General features: G+C 70.7%; 22 protein-coding genes and 2 tRNA genes. 19 read left to right on the top strand and 5 right to left on the bottom strand.

Annotation, left to right across the window (positions count from 1 at the left end):
* Window positions 1–117 precede the first annotated feature (117 nt).
* The gene (locus tag IE251_RS39285) at window positions 118–927 is read left to right on the top strand and encodes an Fpg/Nei family DNA glycosylase (RefSeq protein WP_189757736.1); all 810 of its coding nucleotides are present in this window, start codon (window positions 118–120) and stop codon (window positions 925–927) included.
* Window positions 928–934: 7 nt separating this feature from the next.
* Here IE251_RS39285 and IE251_RS39290 read toward each other — a convergent pair whose 3' ends face one another.
* Window positions 935–2,179 (bottom strand): GNAT family N-acetyltransferase, encoded by a 1,245-nt coding sequence (locus IE251_RS39290; protein ID WP_189757737.1) that lies wholly within the window; start codon window positions 2,177–2,179, stop codon window positions 935–937.
* A 160-nt stretch (window positions 2,180–2,339) separates the two neighbouring features.
* On the opposite strand from IE251_RS39290, the gene IE251_RS39295 reads away from it, so the two are divergent.
* Both IE251_RS39295 and IE251_RS39300 read left to right on the top strand, forming a co-directional pair.
* Window positions 2,340–3,509 (top strand): PP2C family protein-serine/threonine phosphatase, encoded by a 1,170-nt coding sequence (locus IE251_RS39295; protein ID WP_189757738.1) that lies wholly within the window; start codon window positions 2,340–2,342, stop codon window positions 3,507–3,509.
* Between the two features lie 35 nt (window positions 3,510–3,544).
* On the top strand, window positions 3,545–4,009 hold the full coding sequence (locus IE251_RS39300; protein WP_189757739.1) for an HD domain-containing protein: 465 nt from the start codon (window positions 3,545–3,547) through the stop codon (window positions 4,007–4,009).
* Here IE251_RS39300 and IE251_RS39305 read toward each other — a convergent pair.
* Complete coding sequence (locus IE251_RS39305) at window positions 4,006–5,196, bottom strand: acyltransferase family protein (RefSeq protein ID WP_189757740.1); 1,191 nt, start codon at window positions 5,194–5,196, stop codon at window positions 4,006–4,008. The genes IE251_RS39300 and IE251_RS39305 overlap by 4 nt on opposite strands.
* 377 nt (window positions 5,197–5,573) lie before the next feature.
* On the opposite strand from IE251_RS39305, the gene IE251_RS39310 reads away from it, so the two are divergent.
* Window positions 5,574–5,768, top strand: a complete 195-nt coding sequence (locus IE251_RS39310) for a hypothetical protein (RefSeq protein ID WP_030790404.1) — start codon at window positions 5,574–5,576, stop codon at window positions 5,766–5,768.
* Between the two features lie 77 nt (window positions 5,769–5,845).
* On the opposite strand, the gene IE251_RS39315 is transcribed toward IE251_RS39310, so the two are convergent.
* Both IE251_RS39315 and IE251_RS39320 read right to left on the bottom strand, forming a co-directional pair.
* Window positions 5,846–6,103: a DUF7660 family protein gene (locus IE251_RS39315; RefSeq protein ID WP_189757741.1), complete on the bottom strand. Its 258-nt coding sequence runs from the start codon at window positions 6,101–6,103 to the stop codon at window positions 5,846–5,848.
* Between the two features lie 459 nt (window positions 6,104–6,562).
* Window positions 6,563–6,633, bottom strand: a tRNA-Gly gene (locus tag IE251_RS39320).
* Window positions 6,634–6,851: 218 nt separating this feature from the next.
* Here IE251_RS39320 and IE251_RS39325 point away from each other — a divergent pair.
* From IE251_RS39325 to clpX, 5 genes are all read left to right on the top strand, one after another.
* Window positions 6,852–6,928, top strand: a tRNA-Pro gene (locus IE251_RS39325).
* Window positions 6,929–7,105: 177 nt separating this feature from the next.
* Window positions 7,106–8,476 (top strand): trigger factor, encoded by a 1,371-nt coding sequence (gene tig, locus IE251_RS39330; RefSeq protein ID WP_189757742.1) that lies wholly within the window; start codon window positions 7,106–7,108, stop codon window positions 8,474–8,476.
* Between the two features lie 341 nt (window positions 8,477–8,817).
* Complete coding sequence (locus IE251_RS39335) at window positions 8,818–9,423, top strand: ATP-dependent Clp protease proteolytic subunit (protein WP_030790409.1); 606 nt, start codon at window positions 8,818–8,820, stop codon at window positions 9,421–9,423.
* A 67-nt stretch (window positions 9,424–9,490) separates the two neighbouring features.
* On the top strand, window positions 9,491–10,156 hold the full coding sequence (locus IE251_RS39340; RefSeq protein ID WP_030608200.1) for an ATP-dependent Clp protease proteolytic subunit: 666 nt from the start codon (window positions 9,491–9,493) through the stop codon (window positions 10,154–10,156).
* Between the two features lie 170 nt (window positions 10,157–10,326).
* Window positions 10,327–11,613, top strand: coding sequence for an ATP-dependent Clp protease ATP-binding subunit ClpX (gene clpX, locus IE251_RS39345; RefSeq protein ID WP_014672712.1), 1,287 nt, complete (start codon window positions 10,327–10,329; stop codon window positions 11,611–11,613).
* A 73-nt stretch (window positions 11,614–11,686) separates the two neighbouring features.
* On the opposite strand, the gene IE251_RS39350 is transcribed toward clpX, so the two are convergent.
* The gene (locus IE251_RS39350) at window positions 11,687–12,691 is read right to left on the bottom strand and encodes a hypothetical protein (protein WP_189757743.1); all 1,005 of its coding nucleotides are present in this window, start codon (window positions 12,689–12,691) and stop codon (window positions 11,687–11,689) included.
* A gap of 137 nt (window positions 12,692–12,828) precedes the next feature.
* Here IE251_RS39350 and IE251_RS39355 point away from each other — a divergent pair, with 137 nt between their 5' ends.
* The 10 genes from IE251_RS39355 (at window position 12,829) to IE251_RS39400 (ending at window position 26,318) form a co-directional block, all read left to right on the top strand.
* On the top strand, window positions 12,829–15,453 hold the full coding sequence (locus tag IE251_RS39355) for a valine--tRNA ligase (protein ID WP_189757744.1): 2,625 nt from the start codon (window positions 12,829–12,831) through the stop codon (window positions 15,451–15,453).
* Between the two features lie 170 nt (window positions 15,454–15,623).
* Window positions 15,624–17,135 carry a bifunctional tetrahydrofolate synthase/dihydrofolate synthase gene (folC, locus tag IE251_RS39360; RefSeq protein WP_189757745.1) on the top strand — a complete coding sequence of 504 codons (1,512 nt, stop codon included), beginning with the start codon at window positions 15,624–15,626 and terminating at the stop codon, window positions 17,133–17,135.
* 8 nt (window positions 17,136–17,143) lie between these two features.
* Window positions 17,144–17,506, top strand: coding sequence for a DUF4233 domain-containing protein (locus IE251_RS39365; protein ID WP_030790422.1), 363 nt, complete (start codon window positions 17,144–17,146; stop codon window positions 17,504–17,506).
* Between the two features lie 66 nt (window positions 17,507–17,572).
* Window positions 17,573–17,986 carry a nucleoside-diphosphate kinase gene (gene ndk, locus IE251_RS39370; protein WP_030790425.1) on the top strand — a complete coding sequence of 138 codons (414 nt, stop codon included), beginning with the start codon at window positions 17,573–17,575 and terminating at the stop codon, window positions 17,984–17,986.
* A 286-nt stretch (window positions 17,987–18,272) separates the two neighbouring features.
* Window positions 18,273–19,292: a rod shape-determining protein gene (locus tag IE251_RS39375; protein ID WP_189757746.1), complete on the top strand. Its 1,020-nt coding sequence runs from the start codon at window positions 18,273–18,275 to the stop codon at window positions 19,290–19,292.
* Window positions 19,293–19,459: 167 nt separating this feature from the next.
* Window positions 19,460–20,434: a rod shape-determining protein MreC gene (gene mreC / locus IE251_RS39380; RefSeq protein ID WP_189757747.1), complete on the top strand. Its 975-nt coding sequence runs from the start codon at window positions 19,460–19,462 to the stop codon at window positions 20,432–20,434.
* A gap of 12 nt (window positions 20,435–20,446) precedes the next feature.
* Entirely contained in the window at window positions 20,447–21,124 is a 678-nt protein-coding gene (mreD, locus tag IE251_RS39385; RefSeq protein WP_189757748.1) for a rod shape-determining protein MreD, read from the top strand.
* Window positions 21,125–21,312: 188 nt separating this feature from the next.
* Window positions 21,313–23,568, top strand: coding sequence for a penicillin-binding protein 2 (mrdA, locus tag IE251_RS39390; RefSeq protein ID WP_189757749.1), 2,256 nt, complete (start codon window positions 21,313–21,315; stop codon window positions 23,566–23,568).
* The gene (gene rodA / locus IE251_RS39395; RefSeq protein ID WP_189757750.1) at window positions 23,565–24,761 is read left to right on the top strand and encodes a rod shape-determining protein RodA; all 1,197 of its coding nucleotides are present in this window, start codon (window positions 23,565–23,567) and stop codon (window positions 24,759–24,761) included. Before mrdA ends, rodA begins: the two co-directional genes overlap by 4 nt.
* Window positions 24,762–24,818: 57 nt before the next feature.
* A complete protein-coding gene (locus tag IE251_RS39400; RefSeq protein WP_189757751.1) occupies window positions 24,819–26,318 on the top strand; it encodes a CYTH and CHAD domain-containing protein in 1,500 nt (499 codons plus the stop codon).
* Window positions 26,319–26,333 lie beyond the last annotated feature (15 nt).

Here is a 26,333-nt window from a genome sequence, read left to right on the forward strand (position 1 = left end):
CCCCCCCAGGCCGCCCCGCCCGATGTCCTTCGCCTCCCACCCCCGGGGCGTTGGAAGCCCACTCCTCGATCTACCGAGTCGGGTGGGCGGAGACGACGTAGGAAAGGACACCCCGCCTTGCCGGAAGGGCACACCATTCATCGGCTGGCCCAGGACTACGCCGGGCGCTTCCTGGGTACGGCGCCCCGCGTCACCAGCCCCCAGGGCAAGTTCTCCGACGCCGCCGCCCTGCTGGACCGTAGCGAGCTGACCGCCACCGAGGCCCACGGCAAGCACCTCTTCCTCGGGTTCCGGGACACCGACTGGGTCCACATCCACCTCGGCCTCTTCGGCAAGGTCGGCTTCGGCGACGCCCCCGCGCCCCCGCCGGCGGACACCGTCCGGCTCCGCCTGGCGAACGACACGTCGTACGTGGACCTGCGCGGCCCCACCACCTGCGCCCTGATCACGGACGCCGAGAAGGGGCAGATCCACGACCGGCTCGGCCCCGACCCGCTGCGCGCGGACGCCGACCCGGCCGCCGCGTACCGCAGGATCTCCCGCAGCCGTACGACGATCGCCGCCCTGCTCATGGACCAGAAGATCGTGGCCGGCGTCGGCAACGTCTACCGCGCCGAGGTGCTGTTCCGGCACGGCATCGACCCCTACCGCCCCGGCCGCGACATCACCCCGGCCGAGTGGGACGCGATCTGGACCGACCTGGCCGATCTGATGCGCGAGGGCGTGCGGAACAACCGGATCGACACCGTCCGCCCCGAGCACACCCCGGAGGCGATGGGCCGCCCGCCCCGCGTGGACGACCACGGCGGAGAGGTGTACGTCTACCGCCGCGCGAACATGCCCTGCCACATCTGCGGCGACGAGATCCGTACCGCCGGCCTCGCCGCCCGCAACCTCTTCTGGTGCCCCACCTGCCAGCAGGCGTGAGCGGCGGCTAGAAACCGTGCGGCAGCCACGGGGCGAGCGGTGAGCCGAAAGCCACCGACGCCTCCGTCAGCGCCCCCGGCCGCAGCTCCCGTACCCGCCCGGCCGCCGCCAGCGACAGCAGGGACACCCCGCCGAGGTACGCCGAGCCCAGCTCCCGTACGGACAGGGCGAGGTCCGCCGCGTCGGCCGTACGCTCGCACGACGCGCCCTTCGCGTCGCCCGTCAGCCGCCAGCGCCCCGCGTTCCACGGGCCGAAGGCGTCCTCCACCTCGAACACGACGTCCACCGGCGCCTGGTACGTGCGCGCCGACAGCGCCGCGCCGACGTCCACCAGCCGGACGTAGGCGTCGTCGCGCAGCCGCGGATCGCAGCGGCGGATGTCGGACACCAGATACCGCAGGGCGTCGTCCACCGGCCGCGACGGCACCGACAACGTCGTCATCAGGTCGATGCCGAACAGGAACCGCCACAGCGCGGCCTCGGTCGCCGGATCCAGGCCGGCCAGGTCGCTCAGCCGTACCGTGCCGGCGGGGGCACCGCCGTCGTCCCAGGAACCCTTGGTGTGGAAGCGGGCGTACCCGGTGATCTCGCCGTCCCGTTCGGCGACCACGCACTGCAACGGCGGCCCCCCGTCCCGGTGGCGCTCCGGGTCGGCCAGGGCGACCCGTTCCCAGTTCGGCTGCCGGGCCAGCATGCCGGGCCGGCGCGGGACCAGCGCCGCGTACACCGCCTCGCAGGCGTCCAGCACGTCCGCCGGCGCCGCGGAGCGCACCCGGACCTCGTCGGTGCCGGCGGGCAGTGCCAGGGTCACCCGGCTGGTGTCGATCTCGGCGCTGATCCGGAACGTGGCGGCGCCGTAGCCGAAGCGGCCGTAGATGGCCGGCTCGGACGCGGTCAGCATGGCCACCGGTTCGCCCCGCGCGTGGAAGTCGTCCAGCTGCCGGCGCATGATCGAGGTCAGCACCCCGCGCCGCCGGTGGGTGGCGGCGACGCTCACCATCGTCACCCCCGCGGTGGGGACCGAGGCCCCGCCCGGCACGGTCAGCCGGAAGCTGAACGCGCCCGCCGTGCCGATGAGCGTGTCCCCGTCCCAGGCGGCCAGGGAGCGGTCGAACTCCGTGACCGCCCGCTCCGCCTCGCGTTCCTCGCCCGAGACCGGCCCGGCGCCGAAGGCCCGGTACAGGGCGTCGTACCACCCGTCCCACTCGTCCTCGCGCAGCGGCCTCAACTCGGTTCCGTGGTCAGTCCCCATGCGCCATGCCTATCAGCGCGCCGGGGGGCGGGCCAGTGAATTTCCCCCGGCGCGGGCGCCGCGCGGCCCGGCGTGCGCGCGGCGAAGCGGAATCCCGCACGGGGGACAAGTGGGACCTCCCGTGCCAAGCGGCGGGTCCGCTGGATAGGGTCCCGAACTGATGGCAGCAGGACGACAGCGGCGCGCGAAGGCCGACACGTTCACGGCCCGGTGCAAGAAGCGGTGGCACCGGGCCCGCGTCGGGCTGCGCAAAAGCGCCGTGGACTACTTCCGCGGCGACGGCTCCGACTGGATCGCCTTCGCCGGACTGCTGCTGACCGTCCCGCTCCTCGCGGCCATGACCCTGTTCGACCCGGTGTGGTGGTCCCCGGCGAGCCTGGTGCTGCCGATCGTCGCCGGCGGACTGCTGCTGCGCCCGGCGAGCCTGCTCGGGCTGTACGCGGCGGCGGCCACCGCGCTGATCGTGGAGTCGGTGCGGCTCGGCCCGTACACCGAGGGCCCTTCCCGGGTCACCCCCGGTGTGGTCCTGGTGGTCGCCGCGTGCGGCTTCTTCGGGCTGCTGACCGCGCAGTTCCGCAGCCGGGTCGGCGTGCCCTGGCGGCGCGGCGGCACGATGCTGTTCGACCTGCGCGAGCGGATCCGGGTGCAGAGCAAGCTGCCGAAGCTGCCCAAGGGCTGGCACCACGAGATGGCGCTGCGGCCGGCGGGCGGGCAGTCCTTCTCCGGCGACTTCGTCGTCGCGGCCCGTACGAACGGCGGCCGGACGCTGGAGGTCGTCCTCACCGACGTGTCCGGCAAGGGCATGGACGCGGGCTCGCGGGCCCTGCTGCTGTCCGGCGCCTTCGGCGGTCTGCTCGGCTCGCTGCCCCCGCACGCCTTCCTGCCGGCCGCCAACGGCTATCTGCTCCGCCAGGACTGGGAGGAGGGCTTCGCCACCTCCATCCACCTGGTGCTGGACCTGGACTCCGGGGACTACGAGCTGTACTCCGCGGGCCATCCGCCGGGGCTCCAGCTCAGCGCGGGCAGCGGACGCTGGGAGGAGAAGGCCGCCGAGGGCCCGCTGCTCGGTGTGTACGACGGCGCCCAGTTCGACCCCGTGAAGGGCTCGCTACGGCCCGGGGACGTGTTGATGCTGTTCACAGACGGGTTGGTGGAGACCGCCGAGCGGGACATCGTGGAGGGCATCGACCGGCTCACCGGCGAGGCCGACCGCTATGTGCCGGGCGGCTTCCACGGCGCCGCCTGGCACCTCATCGAAGCGGTCGCCAAGGACGTCAACGACGACCGGGCCCTGCTGCTGATCTGCCGCGAGACGTCCGCGGCCCGCTGAGCCGGCCCCGTCCCGCCGCAGGGCACACTGAGGGCATGCCCCTGCTCACCCTCGCCGAGGTCGAGACGCTCGCCCGTGCCGCCCACGACGGCCGGACCGACAAGGCCGGACGGCCGTACGCCGAGCACCTGGCGGCCGTGGCCGAGGGGGTGCGCGCCCGGGGCGGCGACCCGGACCAGATCGCGGCGGCCTGGCTGCACGACGCCGTGGAGGACGCCGTGCTCGGCGAGGAGTGGCTGGCGGCGGCCGGCCTCACCGCGCGGACCAAGGCCATCGTGCGGGCCCTCACCAGAGCGCCGGGGGAGTCCCAGGAGGCGTACGCCGCCCGGATCCTCGCCACCCCGGGCGCCCCGCTGGTGAAGGAGGCCGACCTCGCGCACAACGCCGACCCGGACCGCCTCGCCGTCCTCCCCGAACCGGTCCGGACCCGGCTGACCGGGAAGTACGAGCGGATGCGGGCACTTCTCGGCCCGCACCGTGACGGAGGCCCGTCCGCCTAGACACCGACGCTCTCCTGCTGCCGTCGCCCTTGCCGGTTGCGGCTGCGGGCCTGCTCGGCCGCGTCCTGCCGGAACGCCCACTCCATCCGCGGCTCCACCGCGAAGCGGAAGACCCGCCGCACCGGCCGGGTGCACAGCACCGTGACGGCGGCCGCGGCGAGCACGGTCACCAGGAGCACGCCGGCCGGCCGGTGCAGCCAGGGGTGCTCGAACCAGCCGCGGTAGTCACCGAGCTTCATCAGGAAGCCGTGCAGCAGATAGCCGTAGAGGGTGCCCGCGCCGAGCCGGGTGAACCACGTCGTCCGGCGTGGCACCCACGCGAAGAAGCAGGCCGTCAGCAGCAGCGAGCAGCCCATCAGCGCGAGCGTCATCACCGGGCCGCACCACCAGGGGGCGCCCAGCTCCTGCGCCGACTCGCTGTGGGCGAACCACCCGGTGTTCATGCGCGGCACCGCCCACCAGCCGACCGCGAGCGCCGCCGCGAACACCGGCACCGCGGCGATCCGCACCGCGCGGCGGCGCAGCGGCTCGAAGTGCTCGGGCCGCAGGCACAGACCGAGTACGAAGTACGGCAGGAACTGCAGGACGCGCCGCAGGTCGAGGTCGTCGCCGATGTCCGGGCTGACGGACGCCAGCATCGCGACGCCGATGGCCAGCGGGAGCGGATGACGCACCAGCTGCCACAGCGGAGTGGTCAGCCGCCAGACGAACAACGCGACCAGGAACCAGGTCAGATACCAGGGATCGAGCAGGCTGATGTCCGCGTGCGAGCCGTTGATCAGGTTCCGGAAGAGCGTGTACGCCGTTTCGAACAGGACGTACGGCACGGCGACCCCGGTGATCAGCCGCTTCAGCCGGTGCGGGCGCATGTCGAAATGACGTGAGAAGAAGCCGGAGACGATGATGAACGCCGGCATATGGAAGGTGTACACGACGGTGTACACGGTCTCCAGGATCCGGCTTCCCTCTTTCAGCGGCTCCCATGCATGACCCATTGCCACGAGCACGATGGCCAGGTACTTGGCATTGTCGAAGAACGCGTCGCGCCGCCGTCCGGGTCTGTCCGGCGCCGCCTGCCGCTCCCGCGCGTCCACCGGGGGACGCGGGGCGGGCACTCCGTTCACCGGCGGCTGGGCCAGGGGGAGCGGGCTGCGGTTCGGGCCGGGGGAGAAGGCGGCGTCAAACATCTCAGGCACCCTAACGGCGCCCGCCGCATTTCGTAAAACCCCCGCAATGATTACCGGTTATCGAGCCCGAACACCCGCGTAATGTCCCGATTCATCCCGACTAAAGGGGGCATACATCGTTCCTGTGTCATCAATTCGAATTACCTGGGCATGAGATGTGTGGAGGTGGAAACGAAGTCGGGTAATTCCGTGGTGAGCCGCGCGTGGGTGCTTGATCGAATTACTGTGCGGTGGATCGCCCGCGGCGGGCATCGGTGTCCGATGATTCGTCATCGGCCGCATACGCGGGCCTCGTTGGTGGCACGATGTCCCTGGCGGGGGTGCGCGGGCCGTACCTCCGGGCCGGGAGAGCGGACCGACCGAGGGTGGGATCAGTAGTGGCCATTTCACTGTCCGTGGTGCTGTTGTTGGCGGTCATCCTGGTGGTCCTGATCCGAGGGGGGAACCTCAAGGCCGGCCCCGCCATCGTCGCGATCCTCTTCGGCTTCTTCCTGGCCTCCACCGGCATGGCCCCGCCGCTCACCCGCTTCCTGAACTCGATAGCGGACTCCATCAACTCGATCAGGTTCTGACCCGCCGAAGCCCGCCCCCACCGAGCCGCCACCCGCCACACCCACCGGCCGCCCGGTCGCCGAGGGGGCGGGCATGCCTATTCGTAGATCCGGGCGGCGGTCAGGGCGCGGGCGAAGAAGGTCCAGTCGCCGTCGGCCGGCATCTCGTGCCCGAAGTTCCGGTACCAGGCCGCGGACCCGTCGACCCAGGCTTCGAGCGCCTCCAGGAACCCGTCCAGCGTCGGGTTCTCCCACTGCGGACCGTTGACCTCGTAGTCCGCGCGAAGACGCGAGAGGGAGGCGACGAAGGCAGCCCGGTCGGCGATGTGATCATCGGGAGTCAAAGGGCTCGTCATGACGGCGAGCGTACGAAAACGACCCGGGACCAGGCAGGAGATCGCCACCTCCGCCCGGCCCCGGACCGATCAGAGCGGGCGACGGTAACCGAACCCGCGTAGCTGGCTCGGAAGATCGCGTACGCGCGCCGTGGTTCCCCGCTGCTCCCCGTCGGTCACCGCCCCATCGGGCACGCCGGGGGCATCGTCAGCCTTCGCCGGGCTCGGGTGCTGTGAGGTCCACCCATATCCACGGCTGCCGGTGCCACGTACGCACTTCGCCTATGACGAGGTCGATGGTCGTGCCCAACGGGCGGCAGCTCCCGGGCGAGTCGCTTCACCCCTCAGCCCACCGTTCCGGACCCGCGAGCGGCAACCCCTCGTGGGCACGCGGGGGACACGGAGCGCTGAACGGTCCCCGGAACGGCTGAAGGCCCAGGGAGAGGAGAACAACCTCTCACCTGGGCCTTCGGCATCCAGAGCGGGCGACGGGAATCGAACCCGCGTAGCTAGTTTGGAAGACTAGGGCTCTACCATTGAGCTACGCCCGCAGCACGGCGCCGCCGGTCGGAGACCGCGGCACTGGAGTGCATCGTAGCGGGTCGCCCGCCGTCGAGGCCAACGGCTTCCGTCATGACGGCGCCGGAGGGCGGGATGGTGTCGAGCGGGGGCGCCCCCGTACGGCCCCGCGCGTCCGCCCGCGTGTTGTCGCGCATAATCCGGCCGACGCGAACGGCCGGGGCATGTACCCTACGTGTCGCACACCAGACGGGGTGTGGCGCAGCTTGGTAGCGCGTCCGCTTTGGGAGCGGAAGGCCGTGGGTTCAAATCCCGCCACCCCGACCACCGGCACACGACCCGAGAAGATCGCCTTTTGGGGCGCCGACCCGCTGCGGTTACTATGCAAGCTGCGCGCCCGTGTGTCCTGGCCCTCACGGCCTACGTACTCGTCCGGGCGGCGAATCCGCCGGACCTGTCTGGCTCCGGCAGAAACCAAGAAGTCAGCCACAAGGAGACCGAACCGTGAAGAGCGCCGTGGAGACCCTGAACCCGACCCGGGTTCGGCTCACTGTCGAGGTGCCCTTCGAGGAGCTCAAGGACAGCCTCGACGCGGCGTACAAGAAGATCAACCAGCAGGTCACGGTGAAGGGCTTCCGCAAGGGCAAGATCCCGGCCCGCGTGATCGACCAGCGGTTCGGCCGCGGTGCGGTGCTGGAGGAGGCCGTCAACGACGCGCTGCCGAAGTTCTACACCGAGGCGGTCAACGAGGCCGAGCTCAACGTGCTGGGCCAGCCCGAGGTCGACATCACGGAGCTGAAGGACGGCGAGACGCTGAACTTCACCGCCGAGGTCGACGTCCGCCCGGCCCTCGAGATCCCGGACTACTCCGGCATCGAGGTCGAGGTCGACGCCGTCGAGGTCACCGACGAGGACGTCGAGAAGTCGGTCGAGCAGCTCCGTGAGCGCTTCGCCTCCACCACCCCGGTCGAGCGCGCGGCCGAGGAGGGCGACGTCGTCACGATCGACCTGGAGGCCAAGGTCGACGGCGAGGTCCTGGAGGACGGCATCGCCAACGGCGTGTCCTACACCATCGGCTCCGGTGAGCTGCTGGAGGGCATCGACGAGGCCGTGAAGGGCCTGGAGGCCGGTGGCGAGGCCACCTTCACCTCCGAGCTGAAGGGCGGCTCCGCCGCCGGCAAGGAGGCCGAGGTCACCGTCAAGGTCACCCAGGTCGCCAAGCGGGAACTGCCCGAGCTGGACGACGACTTCGCGCAGCTCGCCTCCGAGTTCGACACCCTGGAGGAGCTGAAGGCGGACAGCCGCAAGCGCCTCGCCAACATGAAGCAGTTCGACCAGGCCACGCAGGCCCAGGAGCGCGTCCTGGAGAAGCTGCTGGAGCTGGTGGAGGTCCCCGTCCCCGAGAAGCTGCTCGAGGACGAGATCAACACCCGCAAGCACAACCTGGAGCACCACCAGCTCGCCCAGATGGGCCTCACCCTCGACAAGTACCTGGAGATCCAGGGCAAGACCGCCGAGGAGTTCGAGACCGAGACCCGCGAGGCGGCGGTCAAGGGCATCAAGACCCAGTTCGTCCTGGACGAGCTGGTCAAGAAGGAGCAGCTCAACGTCAACCAGGAGGAGCTCACCGAGCACCTCATGCGGCGCGCCGCCTCCTCCGGCATGTCCCCCGACCAGTTCGCCCAGGCCGTCGTCGAGGGCGGCCAGGTTCCGCTCCTGGTCGGTGAGGTCGCCCGCGGCAAGGCCCTGGCCGTCGTGGTCGAGGCCGCCACGGTGAAGGACACCAACGGCGAGGTCGTCAACCTGGACGACGAGGAGGAGGAGACCGAGGCCGCCGAGGCGTCGGAGACCTCCGAGGAGAAGTCCGAGGGCTGAGGGGCGCGAGCCCTGCGGCGCCGGTAAGGCCGTAGAGCGGGCCCCGGGGACTGTCCCCGGGGCCCGTTGGCGTACACCGGGGCCCGCGGCCGGCCCGAGGAGCGCGGGCGCGCCCCGACGACCGCCGCACCGCCCCCGCCCGATGTCCGGCGAAAGCCCCCCGCGCTACGCCCCCGGCGAACACTCCCATCTCCGGGATTCCCCGAAGGAGGCTGAGCGTTAGGGTCCATGAATACGGGGGCAGGGGAGTCTCCTGAAACCCCCCGCCAAGCCTCCGGCAGGACGACGTGAGACGGCCCGGCGCCGTCGTAAGACGAGCAGGTGGATACGTGACGAATCTGATGCCCTCCGCCGCCGGCGAGCCTTCCATCGGTGGTGGCCTCGGCGACCAGGTCTACAACCGGCTGCTCAACGAGCGGATCATCTTCCTCGGCCAGCAGGTTGACGACGACATCGCCAACAAGATCACGGCGCAGCTGCTGCTCCTTGCCGCCGATCCGGACAAGGACATCTACCTCTACATCAACAGCCCCGGCGGCTCGGTGACGGCCGGCATGGCGATCTACGACACCATGCAGTACATCCCGAACGACGTGGTCACCATCGCGATGGGCATGGCGGCCTCGATGGGCCAGTTCCTGCTCACCGGCGGCAGCGCCGGCAAGCGCTTCGCCCTGCCGCACGCGGACATCATGATGCACCAGGGCTCCGCCGGCCTCGGCGGTACGGTCTCGGACATCAAGATCCAGGCCGAGTACCTGATGCGCACCAAGAAGCGCATGTCGGAGCTGACCGCGTTCCACTCCGGTCAGTCCGTCGAGACGATCATCCGCGACGGCGACCGCGACCGCTGGTTCACCCCGGAAGAGGCCAAGGAGTACGGTCTCATTGACGAGATCATCACGCACGCCTCGGGTGTTCCGGGAGGCGGCGGCACCGGTGCCTGACCGGCCCGGCCACGCCACGCACCGCCGAGACACCAGCCCCCCGAACGCCACCAGGACGGTGAACCCCATGAGCAACTTCCCCGGCGCCGCCAGCGGCATGTACGAGGGCCCCCGGCCCGACAGCCGCTACGTCATCCCGCGCTTCGTCGAGCGCACCTCCCAGGGCATCCGCGAGTACGACCCGTACGCGAAGCTCTTCGAGGAGCGCGTGATCTTCCTGGGCGTCCAGATCGACGACGCCTCCGCCAACGACGTCATGGCGCAGCTGCTGTGCCTGGAGTCGATGGACCCCGACCGGGACATCTCGATCTACATCAACAGCCCCGGCGGCGACATGACCGCGCTGACGGCGATCTACGACACGATGCAGTTCGTGAAGCCCGACATCCAGACGGTCTGCATGGGTCAGGCGGCCTCCGCCGCGGCCATCCTGCTGGCCGCCGGCACGCCCGGCAAGCGCATGGCGCTGCCGAACTCCCGGGTGCTGATCCACCAGCCGGCCGGTTCCACCGGCCGCGGTCAGCTCTCCGACCTCGAGATCATCGCCAACGAGTTCACCCGGATGCGCGAGCAGCTGGAGAACATGCTGGCCAAGCACTCGAACCGGCCGCTCGAGAAGGTCCGCGAGGACATCGAGCGCGACAAGATCCTCACGGCCGAGGAGGCGCTGGAGTACGGCCTCGTCGACCAGATCATCTCCACCCGCAAGCTGAACAACGCCGCCGTCCGCTGACGCGGAACGCGGCACTCCGAGCCCCCCTTGGCACGGCGCACGGCAAAGTGAACCCTGCCAAGGGGGGCCCGAACACCGGGCCCGGCAAGGTACCGTCGGACATAAGGCAGCACCAGGAGCCGCTGGACTCACGACGTCCAGGCGTCTCCCAGGCGAAGGGGAAGCACACCGTGGCACGCATCGGTGACGGCGGCGATCTGCTCAAGTGCTCGTTCTGCGGCAAGAGCCAGAAGCAGGTCAAGAAGCTCATCGCAGGGCCCGGTGTGTACATCTGCGACGAGTGCATCGATCTCTGTAACGAGATCATCGAGGAAGAGCTCGCGGAGACCAGCGAGGTGCGCTGGGAGGAGCTTCCCAAGCCGCGCGAGATCTACGAGTTCCTCGAGGGCTACGTGGTCGGCCAGGAGGCCGCCAAGAAGGCCCTCTCGGTCGCGGTGTACAACCACTACAAGCGGGTCCAGGCGGGCGAGAACGGCGGCGCGAGCGGCCGGGACGACGCGATCGAACTGGCGAAGTCCAACATCCTGCTGCTCGGCCCCACCGGCTCCGGCAAGACCCTGCTGGCGCAGACCCTGGCGCGCATGCTGAACGTCCCGTTCGCGATCGCCGACGCCACGGCGCTGACCGAGGCGGGCTATGTCGGCGAGGACGTCGAGAACATCCTGCTGAAGCTGATCCAGGCGGCGGACTACGACGTCAAGAAGGCCGAGACCGGGATCATCTACATCGACGAGATCGACAAGGTCGCCCGCAAGAGCGAGAACCCGTCGATCACCCGGGACGTGAGCGGCGAGGGCGTCCAGCAGGCGCTGCTGAAGATCCTGGAGGGGACGACGGCCTCGGTCCCGCCGCAGGGCGGCCGCAAGCACCCGCACCAGGAGTTCATCCAGATCGACACGACGAACGTGCTGTTCATCGTGGGCGGTGCCTTCGCGGGCCTGGAGAAGATCATCGAGGCCCGGGCCGGCGCCAAGGGCATCGGCTTCGGCGCGACGATCCTGTCCAAGCGCGAGCTGGAGGCCAAGGACGTCTTCGAGGACGTCATGCCGGAGGACCTGGTCAAGTTCGGCATGATCCCCGAGTTCATCGGCCGGCTCCCCGTGATCACGTCCGTGCACAACCTGGACCGCGAGGCGCTGCTGAAGATCCTGGTCGAGCCGCGCAACGCCCTGGTCAAGCAGTACCAGCGCCTGTTCGAACTCGACGGCGTGGAGCTGGACTTCGAGCGCGAGGCGCTGGAGGCCATCGCCGACCAGGCCATCCTCCGCCAGACCGGTGCCCGTGGCCTGCGCGCCATCATGGAGGAGGTCCTCCAGGGCGTGATGTACGAGGTGCCGTCCCGCAAGGACGTGGCCCGCGTGGTCATCACCGCCGACGTGGTCCTCTCCAACGTCAACCCCACCCTGATCCCGCGCGACGCCCGCGGCCGGGGTTCGGGGGAGCAGAAGACGGCGTGACCGCCGGACGCACACGGTAGACGAAGGGGCCCCGGTCGACCGACCGGGGCCCCTTCGTCCGTAGCGGAAGCCGTCAGGCCTTCACGCGCACCGCGCCGCGGAACTTGGCGGTGAGTTCCGCGTCGGCCGCCGGGTCGCTGCTCCGGCCCGCCGCGAGGTTGGCGACGTCCACCGGCATGACCAGGCCGAGGGTGCTGTGGTCACCCCAGATGCAGATGCTGATCGTCACGTCCTTCGGCCCGCCGTTGCTCGCGCCGGTGGGGGCGCTGGCCTGCTGGCACTTGAGGACCGCGCCGTCGAGCCCGGCCGGCGAGTACGCCTTCGGCTCGCCGGTGAGGGTGACCTCGCTGTCCTTCTCCTCCAGGGCCTTGGTCTTCATGTAGGCGAACATCGCGTCGACGGTCTTCTCGGGGTCGTCGATCGTGCCGTACACACCGCCGAACTGGATCATCTTCTTGCTCAGCGGGTTGTCGTCGTTGCCGGACTCGTACTTCGCGCTGACGTCCTTCGGATCGTGCACGCCCCACTTCTCGGCGTCCTTCAGATCCTGCTTGGTCATCGTGTCGCTGTCGCCGTCCTTCTTCTTGTACTCGGTCAGCACCGTCGCCGGCGTCGTCAGCTTGTGCGGGCCGTCGTCCGCGACCCCGCCCCCGCTGCTGCCGCCGAGCACGAAGTACCCGCCGACCGCCAGTGCGGCCACCACGGCCACCGCGCCGATGATCAGACCGGTCTTCTTCTTCCCGCCGGCCGGCTGCGGCGGCTGCGGCGGGACGCCGTAGGGCTGCTGGCCGTAGGGGTTCGGCTGCTGGCCGTAGGGTGCCGGCTGCTGGCCGTACGGGCCGGGCTGCGGGGGCATGCCCTGCGGGGCGCCCTGCGGCGGCGTGCCCTGCTGCGGGTAGCCGTATCCGGGCTGCGGCGCCGGAGGGGCCTGCTGGGGGTAGCCGTAGCCGGGCTGGGGAGCCTGCGGCTGCTGGCCGTAGGGGCCCGGCTGGCCGTACGGCCCAGGCTGCCCCGGCTGGCCGTACGGTCCCGGCTGCTGGGGCGGCTGGCCGTACGGGCCCGGCTGGTTGTTGCTCATTCCTGGGTTCCCCTCCAGAAGCTTATGTGTTCCTGACATCCTGGCCCAGGTCCGGGACACGCCCGGCACCGGGGGCCGCACCGTTACAGAACACGCGCGTTTCGGGACCGCCCCGTGACACCTCTAAACTGACCACCGTGACCGACAACGCTCAGCAGCAGCCCCCAGCGCCCGACACCGAACTGCCGACCCAGTACGCGCCGGCCGATGTAGAGGGGCCGTTGTACGAGCGCTGGGTAGAGCGGGGTTACTTCGACGCGGACGCCAAGAGCGACAAGCCGCCGTACACCATCGTCATCCCGCCGCCGAACGTCACCGGCAGCCTGCACCTCGGGCACGCCTTCGAGCACACCCTGATCGACGCGCTCACCCGCCGCAAGCGCATGCAGGGCTACGAGACGCTGTGGCAGCCCGGCATGGACCACGCCGGCATCGCCACGCAGAACGTGGTCGAGCGCGAGCTGGCCAAGGAGGGCAAGTCCCGCCACGACCTGGGCCGCGAGGCCTTCGTGGAGCGCGTCTGGCAGTGGAAGGCCGAGTCCGGCGGCCAGATCAGCGGCCAGATGCGCCGCCTCGGCGACGGCGTCGCCTGGTCCCGCGAGCGCTTCACCATGGACGAGGGCCTGTCCCAGGCCGTCCAGACCATCTTCAAGAAGCTCTACGACGACGAGCTGATCTACCGCGCCGAGCGCATCATCAACTGGTGCCCGCGCTGTCTGACGGCCATCTCGGACATCGAGGTGGAGTACCAGGACGACGACGGCGAGCTGGTCTCCATGCGCTATGGCGACGGGGAGGACTCCATCGTCGTGGCCACCACCCGCGCCGAGACGATGCTCGGTGACACGGCCGTCGCCGTCCACCCCGACGACGAGCGCTACAAGCACCTCGTCGGCAAGCTCATCCGGCTCCCGCTGACCGACCGCTCCATCCCGGTCGTCGCCGACACCCACGTCGACCCCGAGTTCGGCACGGGTGCCGTCAAGGTCACCCCGGCCCACGACCCGAACGACTTCGAGATCGGCCAGCGCCACGACCTGCCGTCCATCACGGTGATGGACGAGCACGCCGTCATCACCGTGCACGGCCCCTTCCAGGGCATGGACCGCCTGGAGGCCCGCTCGGCGATCGTCGGCGCGCTGCGCGCCGAGGGCCGGATCGTCGCCGAGAAGCGGCCCTACGTCCACTCCGTCGGCCACTGCTCGCGCTGCAAGACCACCATCGAGCCGCGCCTGTCCATGCAGTGGTGGGTGAAGGTCGGCCCGCTGGCCAAGGCCGCCGGCGACGCCGTCCGCGACGGCAAGGTCAAGATCCATCCGCAGGAGATGGAGAAGCGGTACTTCGACTGGGTCGACAACCTCCACGACTGGTGCATCTCGCGCCAGCTGTGGTGGGGCCACCGCATCCCGGTCTGGTACGGCCCGAACGGCGAGGTCGTCTGCGTCGGCCCCGACGAGGAACCGCCGAGCGGCGAGGGCTGGCACCAGGACACCGACGTCCTCGACACCTGGTTCTCCTCCGGCCTGTGGCCGTTCTCCACCCTCGGCTGGCCCGAGCGGACCGACTCGCTCGCGAAGTTCTACCCGAACTCCGTCCTGGTCACCGGCTACGACATCCTCTTCTTCTGGGTCGCCCGGATGATGATGTTCGGCCTGTACGCGATGGACGGCACCCCGCCGTTCCACACCATCGCCCTGCACGGCATGGTCCGCGACCAGTTCGGCAAGAAGATGTCGAAGTCCTTCGGCAACGCGGTCAACCCGCTGGACTGGATGGACAAGTACGGCTCCGACGCCCTGCGCTTCACCCTGGCCCGCGGCGCCAACCCGGGCGTGGACGTGCCGATCGGCGAGGACTGGGTCCAAGGCTCGCGCAACTTCGCCAACAAGATCTGGAACGCGACCCGCTTCGCGCTGATGAACGGCGCGACGGTCCAGGGCCCGCTGCCGGACCCGGCGAAGATGTCCGCGACCGACCGCTGGATCCTCTCCCGCCTGAACTCGGTCGTCGCCGAAGTCGACGCCTACTACGACGACTTCCAGTTCGCCAAGCTCTCCGACGCCCTCTTCCACTTCGCGTGGGACGAGGTCTTCGACTGGTACGTGGAGCTGTCCAAGACCGTCTTCCAGGCGGGCGGCGAGCAGGCCGAGGTCGGCAAGCGGGTCCTCGGCGAGGTCCTCGACGTCACGCTGAGGCTGCTGCACCCGGTGGTCCCGTTCGTCACGGAGACCCTGTGGACCACGCTGACCGGCGGCGAGTCGGTCGTGATCGCCGACTGGCCGACCGACAGCGGCTTCCGGGACGCGGCGGCCGAGCAGGAGATCTCCACCCTCCAGTCGGTCATCACCGAGGTCCGCCGCTTCCGCGCCGACCAGGGCCTCCAGCCCGGCCAGCGGGTCCCGGCCCGGCTGTCCCTCGACGGCACGGCCCTCGCCCCGCACGAGGCGGCCATCCGCCAGCTGCTGCGGCTCCAGCCCGAGGGGGAGTCCTTCACGGCCACGGCGACCCTGCCGGTGGCGGGCGCGGAGGTCGCGCTCGACCTCTCCGGCACGATCGACGTCGCAGCGGAGCGCAAGCGCCTGGCGAAGGATCTGGCGGCGGCCCAGAAGGAGCGCCAGCAGGCCGAGGCCAAGCTCGGCAACGAGGCGTTCCTCGCCAAGGCCCCGGACCACGTCGTGGACAAGATCCGCACCCGCCTGGCCAAGGCGGACGAGGACATCGCCCGCATCACCGCCCAGCTGGAGAAGCTGCCGCAGGCGTGACCCCCGTACGAAAGCCCCCGGTGCCGGTGAGCGCCGGGGGCTTTCGCGTGCCCCGTCAGGGGCGCGGGGAACCGCGCGGAGCGACCGGCCCGCACTCCCCGGCCACTCCCTTCCACAGGCGCGCCAAGCCACCGCACCCTTTGTCAGCCGGTCTCCGTAGACTGGGCACCGTGAGCGACCCGAACGGTACCGACCAGCCCGACCCCCTCGACAGCTTCGAGGAGATCATCGAAGCCGAGACCACCCGCGACCCCGACCTCGCGGTGATCGAGGCCGGCAGCCGCACCCTGCGCACCCAGGGCGGACCGCCGCAGGCCGACGTACCCGCGCGCCCGGAGGACCCCGAGGTCGACAAGGCGCTGCGCGAGGTCGAGGCCGAGCTGGCCACCCGCTGGGGCGAGACCAAGCTGGAGCCCTCGGTCGCGAGGATCTCCGCGCTGATGGACGTCCTCGGCGAGCCCCAGCGCTCGTACCCCTCGATCCACATCACGGGCACGAACGGCAAGACGTCCACCGCCCGCATGATCGAGGCCCTGCTCGGCGCCTTCGAACTGCGCACCGGGCGGTACACCAGCCCGCACGTGCAGTCGATCACCGAGCGGATCAGCCTGGACGGCGCCCCGATCTCCGCCGAGCGGTTCGTCGAGACGTACCAGGACATCAAGCCGTACGTCGAGATGGTGGACGGACAGCAGGAGTACCGGCTCTCCTTCTTCGAGGTCCTCACCGGCATGGCGTACGCCGCCTTCGCCGACGCGCCCGTGGACGTCGCCGTCGTCGAGGTCGGCATGGGCGGCTCCTGGGACGCCACCAACGTGATCGACGGTGACGTGGCCGTCGTGACCCCCATCGGCCTGGACCACACCGACCGGCTCGGCGGGACCACCGCGGAGATCGCCGGCGAGAAGAGCGGCATCATCAAGCAGGACGCGACCGTCATCCTGGCCCAGCAGCCGGTGGACGCGGCGCAGGTGCTGCTGAAGAAGGCCGTCGAGGTGGACGCCACGGTCGCCCGCGAGGGGCTGGAGTTCGGCGTCACCGCCCGGCAGGTGGCCGTCGGCGGGCAGCTGCTGACCCTGCGCGGCCTCGGCGGCGAGTACCCGGAGGTCTACCTCCCGCTGCACGGCGCCCACCAGGCGCACAACGCGGCCGTCGCGCTCGCCGCCGTGGAGGCGTTCTTCGGCGTCGGCGCCCAGCGCGCGGAGCCGCTGGACATCGACACCGTGCGCAAGGCGTTCGCGGCCGTGTCCTCCCCGGGCCGCCTGGAGGTCGTCCGGCGCTCCCCGACGGTCGTGCTGGACGCGGCGCACAACCCGGCGGGCGCCGAGGCCACCGCGGAGGCGGTGCGGGAGGCGTTCGACTTCAGCCGGCTGATCGGTGTCGTGGGCGCGAGCGGGGACAAGAACGTGCGGGGGCTGCTGGAGGCCTTCGAGCCGATCTTCGCCGAGGTCGTCGTCACCCAGAACTCCAGCCACCGCGCCATGGACGCGGACGAGCTGGCCGCGATCGCCGTCGAGGTGTTCGGCGACGAGCGGGTGCAGGTCGAGCCGCGGCTGCCGGACGCCCTGGAGGCCGCGATCACGCTGGCCGAGGAGGAGGGCGAGTTCGCGGGCGGCGGTGTGCTGGTCACCGGTTCCGTCATCACGGTCGGCGAGGCCCGGCTGCTGCTGGGGAAGGGCTGAGAGACAAGATGCGTACGCTCTGTGCGTCGACCCTGATCGGCGAGTTCTTCATCATCGGCTTCGCCGGGCTGGTCGCCATGAAGGACCCCGACCTGGCCACGTCGACGGTGTGGCTGGTCAGCGGCATCGCCATGCTGCTGTGCGTGCTGCTGTGCGGCATGGTGACCCGCCCGGGCGGGGTGGCCCTCGGCTGGGCCCTGCAGCTCGCCCTGATCGCCTCCGGCGTCTTCGTGCCGACCATGTACTTCATGGGCGCGGTCTTCGCGGCGCTGTGGTGGGCGTCGGTGCACTTCGGGAGAAAGGTGGACGAGGCGAAGGCCCGCTTCGCGGCGGGGGCGCGGTCGTCCTCCTCCCCGGCTGACGCTGCGTGACGGACGCACCGGCACGCCCTGTAACCTCGTGCCACCGCACCCGTAAGTCGTGTAAGGAGCCCCCTCGTGAGCCAGCGCACCCTTGTCCTCCTCAAGCCCGACGCCGTCCGCCGTGGGCTGACCGGTGAGATCATCGGCCGTATCGAGCGCAAGGCCGGCTGGCAGATCACCGCGCTGGAGCTGCGCACCCTGGACCGTGCCACGCTGGAGCAGCACTACGCCGAGCACGTGGGCAAGCCGTTCTACGAGCCGCTGGTGGAGTTCATGTCCTCCGGTCCGGTCGTCGCGCTGATCGTGGAGGGCGAGCGGGTGATCGAAGGCGTGCGTCAGCTGGCCGGCCCGACGGACCCGATCGCCGCCGCGCCCGGCTCGATCCGCGGTGACTTCGGCGTGATCGTCCGCGAGAACCTGATCCACGCCTCGGACTCGGAGGAGTCCGCCGAGCGCGAGGTGAAGATCTTCTTCCCCGGCCGCGCGTAAGGCCCACGGCGGCGGCGGAGAAGGTCCGGGCGCGGTCCCGGGCCTTTCTCGCACCCCTCGTCCGGGCTCCCTCGCACGGCCCGCGCATTTGAGGGAACGCGCGCCCCCGAACGCCCGTCTCCACAAGCGAGGCGGCACGCCATCTGGTGACAATGGCGGAGACCCTCGCGCAGTGTTCGTGGCGGCGCGTTTACGATGGAAGCCTTCACGTCACAGCACCCGCCTCGCCTACCTGACATGCCCTCAAAAGCGCAGGGAGGCCAGATGAATCCGGATGGGGAACTCAATGTCGTTCATCGGCCGTGACATGGCTGTCGACCTCGGGACCGCCAACACGCTGGTGTACGTCAGGGGTCGCGGAATCGTGCTGAACGAGCCGTCCGTCGTGGCGATCAACACCAACACGGGTGGGATCCTGGCGGTGGGTTCGGAAGCCAAGAAGATGATCGGCCGGACGCCGGGCAACATCGTGGCCGTGCGTCCGCTGAAGGACGGTGTGATCGCCGACTTCGAGATCACCGAGCGGATGCTCCGCTACTTCATCCTGAAGATCCACAAGCGGCGGTACCTGGCCCGGCCGCGGGTCGTGGTCTGCGTGCCCTCGGGCATCACGGGAGTCGAGCGCCGCGCGGTCATCGAGGCGTCCTCCCAGGCCGGTGCCCGTCAGGTGCACATCATCGAGGAGCCCATGGCCGCCGCCATCGGCTCCGGTCTGCCGGTGCACGAGGCCACGGGCAACATGGTGGTGGACATCGGCGGCGGCACCACGGAGGTCGCGGTCATCTCGCTCGGCGGGATCGTCACCGCCCAGTCCATCCGCGTCGCCGGGGACGAGCTGGACAACGCGATCATCCAGTACATCAAGAAGGAGTACAGCCTTCTGCTGGGCGAGCGCACCGCCGAGCAGATCAAGATCACGATCGGTTCGGCCTACGACCTGGACACCGACGAGCACACCGAGGTCCGCGGCCGCGACCTGGTGTCCGGGCTGCCGAAGACGGTCGTCATCTCGGCGGCCGAGGTCCGCAAGTCCATCGAGGAGCCGGTCAACGCGATCGTGGACGCGGTGAAGACCACCCTCGACAAGTGTCCGCCGGAGCTCTCCGGCGACATCATGGACCGGGGAATCGTTCTGACCGGCGGCGGAGCGCTGCTGCGCGGGCTGGACGAGCGGCTGCGGCGGGAGACCGGCATGCCGATCCACATCGCCGAGGACCCGCTGGACAGCGTCGCGCTCGGCTCCGGGAAGTGCGTCGAGGAGTTCGAGGCGCTCCAGCAGGTTCTGGACGCCCAGCCGCGCAGATGACGTCGCTCCTCCATTCCGCCGTACGAGACGTTCTCCTCTCGTGCGGCGGATCGTTGATATAGAGGCATACGCTCCCCCTATTGGGCCTCTTCGGTTTGCGCGGCGCCATTCGCGTTTTCCAAAGGGCCCGCCGAATTCCTACTTGAGGAAGGGCACGGCCGCCGCACGTGAGGGACACGAAAGAGAGCCGGCTGCTCCTGGTCCTGCTGGTCGCCATCGCGTTCGCGCTGATCACGGTGGACATCCGAGGAGGACGGAACTCCCCGGTCGACGGTGCCCGGCACGCCGCCGCGGCGGTCTTCGGCCCGGTCGAGGACGGGTTGTCCGGTGTGGTCGACCCGGTCGGCGACGCCGTCTCCGCCGTCCGCGACTCGGGCACCCGGCACGACCGGCTGGCCGCGCTGGAGAAGGAGAACGCGGCCCTCAAGGCCAAGCTCGGCAGCGACGACCGCAACCGCAGCCGCCTCGGGCAGCTCGACAAGCTGATGAAGATCGCCGGTGAGGGGCAGTACGCCATCAAGGGCGCCCAGGTCATCGCCATCGGGTCGGCGCAGGGCTTCTCCTGGACCATCACCATCGACGCGGGCGCCGACGACGGCATCAAGCGGGACATGACCGTCCTCAACGGGGACGGCCTCGTCGGCCGGGTCACCACCGTCGGCCCCAGCACCTCCACCGTGCTGCTCGCCAACGACCCGGACTTCACGGTCGGCACCCGCATAGAGGGCAACGACGAACTCGGCTTCGCCTCCGGCCAGGGGGACCGCCCGCTGCGCGTGGAGCTGCTCAACGGCAAGGCGGAGGTGAAGAAGGGCGACCGGCTCGTCACCTTCGGCTCGGAGGCCGACAAGCCGTTCGTGCCCGGCGTCCCGGTCGGCGTGGTCTCCCGCGTCGACCCCTCCGGCGGCGGCCTCACCCGCACCCTGTACGTCACCCCGTACGTCGGTTTCACCAAGCTCGACATCGTCGGCGTGGTCGTGCAGGGCCCCAAGAAGGACCCGCGGGACACCGTGCTCCCGGCCAAGCCGAAGCCGGTGCCGACGCCGACCGTGACCGTCACGGTGTCCCCGTCGGCCGGCGCCCCCGACCCGGACACCGGTGGCGACACCGACACCGACAACGCCAGCGACGAGCAGCAGTAGGAGCCGAATCCCATGCGTGTCAACCGGATCCTGCTCTCCAGCGCGCTGGTCGTGGTGGCCCTGGTCATCCAGGTGAGCGTCCTGGCCCGGCTGCATCTGCCGGGCGCGGTGCCCGACCTGCTGCTGCTCACCGTCCTCGGCCTGGCGATGGTGTACGGCCATGTGGGCGGCGCCCTCGTGGGGTTCGGCGCCGGCCTGCTCGCCGACCTGGCCCCGCCCGCCGACCACGCGGCCGGCCGCTACGCGCTCGTGCTGTGCGTCACCGGCTACTTCGCGGGTCTCATCCGGCCGGAGAACGGCCGGCTGAAGTCGGCGACCGGGCCGATGGCCGTCGTGGTCGCCGCCGCCGTCGGCTCCACCCTGCTCTACGCCGGGGTGGGCGCCCTGGTCGGCGACACCGCCGCCCGCCATGTCGGACTGCCCGGGCTGCTGTTCTCGGCCGCCCTGTACGACCTGCTGCTCGCCCCGTTCGTGGTGCCCGGGGTGATGTGGCTGGCCCGCCGCGCCGACAACGACCCGCTCACCGAGACCGGGTCCGCCGCCAAGGCCGGTGACATCTCCTCGGGCTGGCTGTCCTCCGGCACCGGCCTGCGCGTCGGCGACCGGCGCGGCGGCCTCGGCGCGCTGAAGGCCAAGGCCCGCACCCGTTCCGCCCGGGTCGGCCGCATCAAGGGGGTCAAGCGGCTGTGAGCGGCGACGGGCTCGCACCCGGCAGGTTCACTCGAACGGGTCGGCTCTCCTGGAACGCGAGTTCACAGGCCGGCCGTTCATCATGCGTACGGGGGCGGCGGGTTCACGCCCGGGCGGCCCGTACGCCCATGGCACGCACCGGCGTCCGCGCGCGGACGTCCACGCACTGAGAGGGGGAGACAGCCGCAGTGACCAACATTCCCGAGACCGGTCGGACCCCACGGGTCCAGATCCGGCTCGTCGTGATCCAGATCCTCGTCCTCTCCCTCCTCGGCACGCTCGGCGGCCGGTTGTGGTACCTCCAGATCCGCGAGGGCGCGGAGTACCAGAAGGAGGCGTCCGGCAACCACGTCCAGCAGGTGGTCCAGCCCGCCGTGCGCGGGGACATCCTGGACGCCCGCGGCGTGCCCCTCGCGGACAACGAGACGCGGCTGGTGGTCTCCGCCTCCCGCACCGACCTGACCCGGCAGAAGGACGGCGGCAAGGCCGTCCTCACCAAGCTGGCCGGCGTCCTCGGCATGAGCCCGACGGAGGTCATGCAGAAGGTCCGGCTGTGCGACGCCAAGACCCCCCGGCCCTGCTGGAACGGCTCGCCGTACCAGCCGATCCCGATCACCGACGAGGCCACGCCCAAGCAGGCCCTGCAGATCCGCGAGCGCTCCGAGGACTTCCCCGGCATCACCGCCGAACCCGAGGCCGTGCGCCGCTACCCGGGCCCGGGCAAGTCCAACACCGCGCAGGTGCTCGGCTATCTCTCGCCCGTCACCGACGAGGAGATCCAGAAGGCCAAGGACACCGACTCGCCGTATCTGCGCTCCGACATGGTCGGCCGCTCCGGCCTGGAGCGGACGTACGACAAGGTGCTGCGCGGCAAGGCCGGCGTCACCCGCTACGAGGTCGACAACCTCGGCCGGGTCATCGGCAAGGCCGAGTCGGACGCGGCCGAGCCCGGTTCGAACCTGGTGACCAGCATCGACTCCCGCGTCCAGCGGGTCGCGGAGTACGAGCTGGACAAGGCGATGAAGGCCGCCCGCCAGCAGTACGACAAGATCACCGGCACCAACTACAAGGCCGACTCCGGTGCCGTGGTCGTGATGGAGGCCAAGACCGGCCGGATCGTCGCGATGGCCTCCGCGCCGACCTACGACCCGAACGTCTGGGTCGGCGGCATCTCCGCCAAGGACTACCAGGCCCTCACCGGCAAGGATTCCGACTACCCGCTGCTGAACCGGGCCATACAGGGTCAGGCCGCGCCCGGTTCGACGTTCAAGGTGATCTCCACGGCCGCCGCCGTCGAGGCCGGCTACCCCTTCGACGGGCGCTACCCGTGCACCAGCTCCTACTCGGTGGGCAGCCAGGTCTTCAAGAACTTCGAGGGCGAGAACTTCGGCCCCATCTCGCTGGGCCGCGCCCTGGAGGTCTCCTGCGACACCGTCTTCTACTACCTGGCCGACAAGGAGTGGAAGAAGGACGGCGGCAGCAACCCCAAGGGCCGCCCGAAGGACTACTTCTACAAGGCCGCCCACCAGTTCGGCCTCGGCAAGGAGACCGGCATCGACCTGCCCAACGAGGTCACCGGCCGCGTCCCCGACCGCCGCTGGAAGCAGGCGTACTGGGAGGCCAACAAGGACGCCTGGTGCAAGAGCGGCAAGAAGGACGGCTCGTACGTCGAGAAGATCGCCTACGAGAACTGCCTCGAAGGCAACAAGATGCGCGAGGGTGACTCGATCAACTACTCCATCGGCCAGGGCGACACGCTCGTCACGCCGATCCAGGAGGCCGTGATCTACGGCGCCGTCGCCAACGGCGGCACGATGTACCAGCCGAGCATCGGCAAGGCGGTCATCAGCCCCGACGGCAAGACCGTGCGGGAGATCAAGCCGAAGAAGCGCGGGAAGCTCCCGGTCAGCCAGGCCACCCTCAAGGGCATGGACGACGCCTTCGCGGGCGTCATCACCCGCGGTACGGCGGCCTGGAAGTTCGGCGGCTGGCCCCAGGACGAGATCCCGCTGCACGGCAAGACCGGTACGGCGGAGGTCTACGGCAAGCAGACCACGTCCTGGCTGGCCACCTACTCCAAGGACTACACGGTGATCATGACGATCGCCCAGGCCGGTACGGGTTCCGGCGCCTCCGGTGAGGCCGTGCGCAACATCTACAGCGCGCTCTACGGCGTCAAGGGCGACGGCTCCATCGACGACAAGAAGGCGCTGCTGCCCGAGCCGCAGAAGGGCCTGCCCAAGGTCCGTACGGACGGCACCATCGCCGCCCCGAAGATCACCGGCGATCCGGCGAAGGACACCGAGACCGCCCAGAAGGACAACCCGACCAACGGCGACGACCAGCAGCCCGCGGGCACCACGCCGTCGCCCACGACCGGCAACCGCGACACCCGCAGGCGCCGCGGGCACCGGGCCCGGGGAAGCCGGAGGATGCCCTCATGACCGGCACGAACAGCTTCTCCGTCTCCCGCTACGGCCCCGAACGGCCCGGCTGGACCAGGCTCTTCGCCCGCGACTCGCTCACCCGCCGGCTGGACTGGCCGATCCTGTTCGCGGCCACCGCGCTGTCCCTGCTGGGCTCGCTGCTGGTGTACTCGGCGACCCGCAACCGCACCGAGCTGAACCAGGGCGACCCGTACTTCTTCCTGCTGCGGCACCTGATGAACCTCGGCATCGGGATCGCCCTGATGACCGCCACGGTCTGGCTCGGCCACCGCGCCCTGCGCAACGCCGTGCCGATCCTCTACGGCCTGTCGGTGCTCCTCGCCCTGGTCGTCCTCACCCCGCTCGGGGCGACGATCAACGGCCAGCGCAACTGGCTGGTCATCGGCGGTTTCTCGCTCCAGCCGGCCGAGTTCATGAAGATCTCGATCATCCTGGGCATGGCCATGCTGCTGGCGGCGAGGGTGGACGCGGGCGACAAGCCGTACCCCGACCACCGCACGGTGTTCCAGTCGCTGTGCCTGGCCGCCGTACCCATCATGATCCTGCTGCTCATGCCCGACCTCGGCTCGGTGCTGGCCATGGTGGCGATCATCCTGGGCGTGCTGCTCGCCTCCGGTTCCTCCAACCGCTGGGTGTTCGGGCTGCTCACCGCCGGGGTGATCGGCTGTGTGGCGATCTGGCAGCTGCACATCCTGGACGAGTACCAGATCAACCGGTTCGCGGCCTTCGCCAACCCGGACCTGGACCCCTCGGGCGTCGGCTACAACACCAACCAGGCCCGCATCGCCATCGGTTCCGGCGGCCTGACGGGTGCCGGGCTCTTCCACGGCTCGCAGACCACCGGCCAGTTCGTGCCCGAGCAGCAGACGGACTTCGTGTTCACGGTCGCGGGGGAGGAGCTGGGCTTCGTCGGCGCCGGGTTCATCATCTTCCTGCTCGGGCTGCTGCTGTGGCGCGCCTGCCGGATAGCGCGCGACTCGACCGAGCTGTACGGGACGATCGTGGCCGCCGGGATCGTCGCCTGGTTCGCCTTCCAGTCCTTCGAGAACATCGGCATGACCCTCGGCATCATGCCGGTCACCGGTCTGCCCCTGCCGTTCGTGTCGTACGGCGGCTCCTCGATGTTCGCCGTGTGGGTGGCCGTGGGACTGCTCCAGTCGATCAAGGTGCAGCGGCCGATGTCGGCGTGAGCCTCCCGGCGGCGGTGCCCTCTGCCGGAGCGGCGCCGCCGCCACTAGATTCGGTGCATGGCGGACACGAAACGCGAGATCGAGCGCAAGTACGAAGCCGACGACAGTGGGCTGCCCGACCTGACCGGAGTCGGCCCGGTGGCCGCCGTCCTCGACCGGGGCGTGGTCGAGCTGGACGCCACCTACTACGACACCGCCGACGAACGCCTGGCCGGGGACTCGCTCACCCTGCGCCGGCGCACCGGGGGCTCGGACGCCGGCTGGCACCTGAAGTTCCCCGTCGCCCCCGGGGTCCGCGACGAGATCCGCGCCCCGCTCGGCGACAGCGTCCCCGAGGAGATCGCCGCCCTCGTCCGCTCCCGGGTCCGCGGCCGCGCGCTGGTGCCGCTGGTCCGGCTGCGCTCGGCGCGGGACGTGCGGCACCTGGTCGACGCGCGGGGCGCCCTGCTGGCCGAGGCGAGCCTGGACACCGTGACCGCCGAGCGGCTGACCGGCCCGGGCGGCACCGCCCGGTGGACCGAGATCGAGGTGGAACTGGCCGACGGCGGCGACCCGGCCCTGCTCGACCGGCTGGAGAAGCGGCTGCGCGAAGCCGGGGTGCGGCCGTCCGCCGCCGCGTCGAAACTGGCCCGCGCCCTGGCGGAGACCGCGCCGGACCGCCCCGGCGAGCCGGCCGGGCCCGCCGCGCCCGTGACCGCCGGCGACCATGTCCTCGCCTATCTGCGCGCCCAGCGGGACGCGCTGGTCGCGCTCGACCCCGCCGTGCGCCGCGGCATCCCCGACTCGGTGCACCGGATGCGGGTCGCCACCCGCCGCGCCCGCGCCACCCTGCGCACCTTCACCGGCGTCCTCGACCGCGCCGTCACCGGCCCCCTGGGCGCCGAGCTGAAGTGGCTCGCGGGCGAGCTGGGCACCGCACGCGACCAGGAGGTGCTGGCCGACCGGCTGACCAGTGCCCTCGACGCGCTCCCGCCCGCCCTGGTCACCGGCCCCGTCGAGGAACGGCTCACCGCCTGGGCCGAGGCCCGCCACGGCACCCACGCCCATCTGACCGGCGTCCTGGACTCCCGCCGCTATCTGGCCCTGCTCGACGCCCTGGACGCCCTGCTCGCCGATCCTCCGCTGCGCGCGGCGGCCGGGCGGAAACCGAAGAAGGCGCTCGCCAAGGCCGTGCGCAAGGACGCGCGCAAGCTCACGGCCCTGATGGAGCACGCGCTCGCGCTGCCGCCGGGCCAGGAGCGCGACCGCGCGCTGCACGAGGCCCGCAAGAAGGCCAAGCGCACCCGGTACGCGGCCGAGGCCGCCACCGACGCCCTGGGCGGCCCCGCCCGCGCCCTCACCAAGGCCATGAAGAGCCTGACCACCCTGCTCGGCGACCACCAGGACGGCGTCATGGCCCGCAGCACCCTGCGCGAGCTGGCCGCGGTGGCCCACGCGGCGGGGGAGAGCGCGTTCACCTACGGGCTGCTGTACGGCAGGGAGGAGGGCCACGCGGCCCGGCTGGAGGAGGAGCTGGCGGGGCGGTGGGAGAAGATCGCCGGCGGGCTGCCCGGCTGAGCGTGCGGGGGGACC

This window comes from Streptomyces eurythermus (assembly GCF_014649115.1).
In the GTDB taxonomy this organism is placed as follows: domain Bacteria; phylum Actinomycetota; class Actinomycetes; order Streptomycetales; family Streptomycetaceae; genus Streptomyces; species Streptomyces eurythermus.

Excerpts from the sequence above, each read along its gene's own strand:
- IE251_RS39335 (WP_030790409.1), top strand. The coding sequence starts at position 8,818 with ATGCCCTCCGCCGCCGGCGAGCCTTCCATCGGTGGTGGCCTCGGCGAC.
- IE251_RS39315 (WP_189757741.1), bottom strand. The coding sequence starts at position 6,103 with ATGACGAGCCCTTTGACTCCCGATGATCACATCGCCGACCGGGCTGCC.
- IE251_RS39400 (WP_189757751.1), top strand. The coding sequence starts at position 24,819 with ATGGCGGACACGAAACGCGAGATCGAGCGCAAGTACGAAGCCGACGAC.
- IE251_RS39305 (WP_189757740.1), bottom strand. The coding sequence starts at position 5,196 with ATGTTTGACGCCGCCTTCTCCCCCGGCCCGAACCGCAGCCCGCTCCCC.
- mreD (WP_189757748.1), top strand. The coding sequence starts at position 20,447 with ATGCGTGTCAACCGGATCCTGCTCTCCAGCGCGCTGGTCGTGGTGGCC.
- IE251_RS39375 (WP_189757746.1), top strand. The coding sequence starts at position 18,273 with ATGTCGTTCATCGGCCGTGACATGGCTGTCGACCTCGGGACCGCCAAC.
- IE251_RS39365 (WP_030790422.1), top strand. The coding sequence starts at position 17,144 with ATGCGTACGCTCTGTGCGTCGACCCTGATCGGCGAGTTCTTCATCATC.
- IE251_RS39290 (WP_189757737.1), bottom strand. The coding sequence starts at position 2,179 with ATGGGGACTGACCACGGAACCGAGTTGAGGCCGCTGCGCGAGGACGAG.
- IE251_RS39350 (WP_189757743.1), bottom strand. The coding sequence starts at position 12,691 with ATGAGCAACAACCAGCCGGGCCCGTACGGCCAGCCGCCCCAGCAGCCG.
- IE251_RS39340 (WP_030608200.1), top strand. The coding sequence starts at position 9,491 with ATGAGCAACTTCCCCGGCGCCGCCAGCGGCATGTACGAGGGCCCCCGG.
- IE251_RS39300 (WP_189757739.1), top strand. The coding sequence starts at position 3,545 with ATGCCCCTGCTCACCCTCGCCGAGGTCGAGACGCTCGCCCGTGCCGCC.
- IE251_RS39295 (WP_189757738.1), top strand. The coding sequence starts at position 2,340 with ATGGCAGCAGGACGACAGCGGCGCGCGAAGGCCGACACGTTCACGGCC.
- rodA (WP_189757750.1), top strand. The coding sequence starts at position 23,565 with ATGACCGGCACGAACAGCTTCTCCGTCTCCCGCTACGGCCCCGAACGG.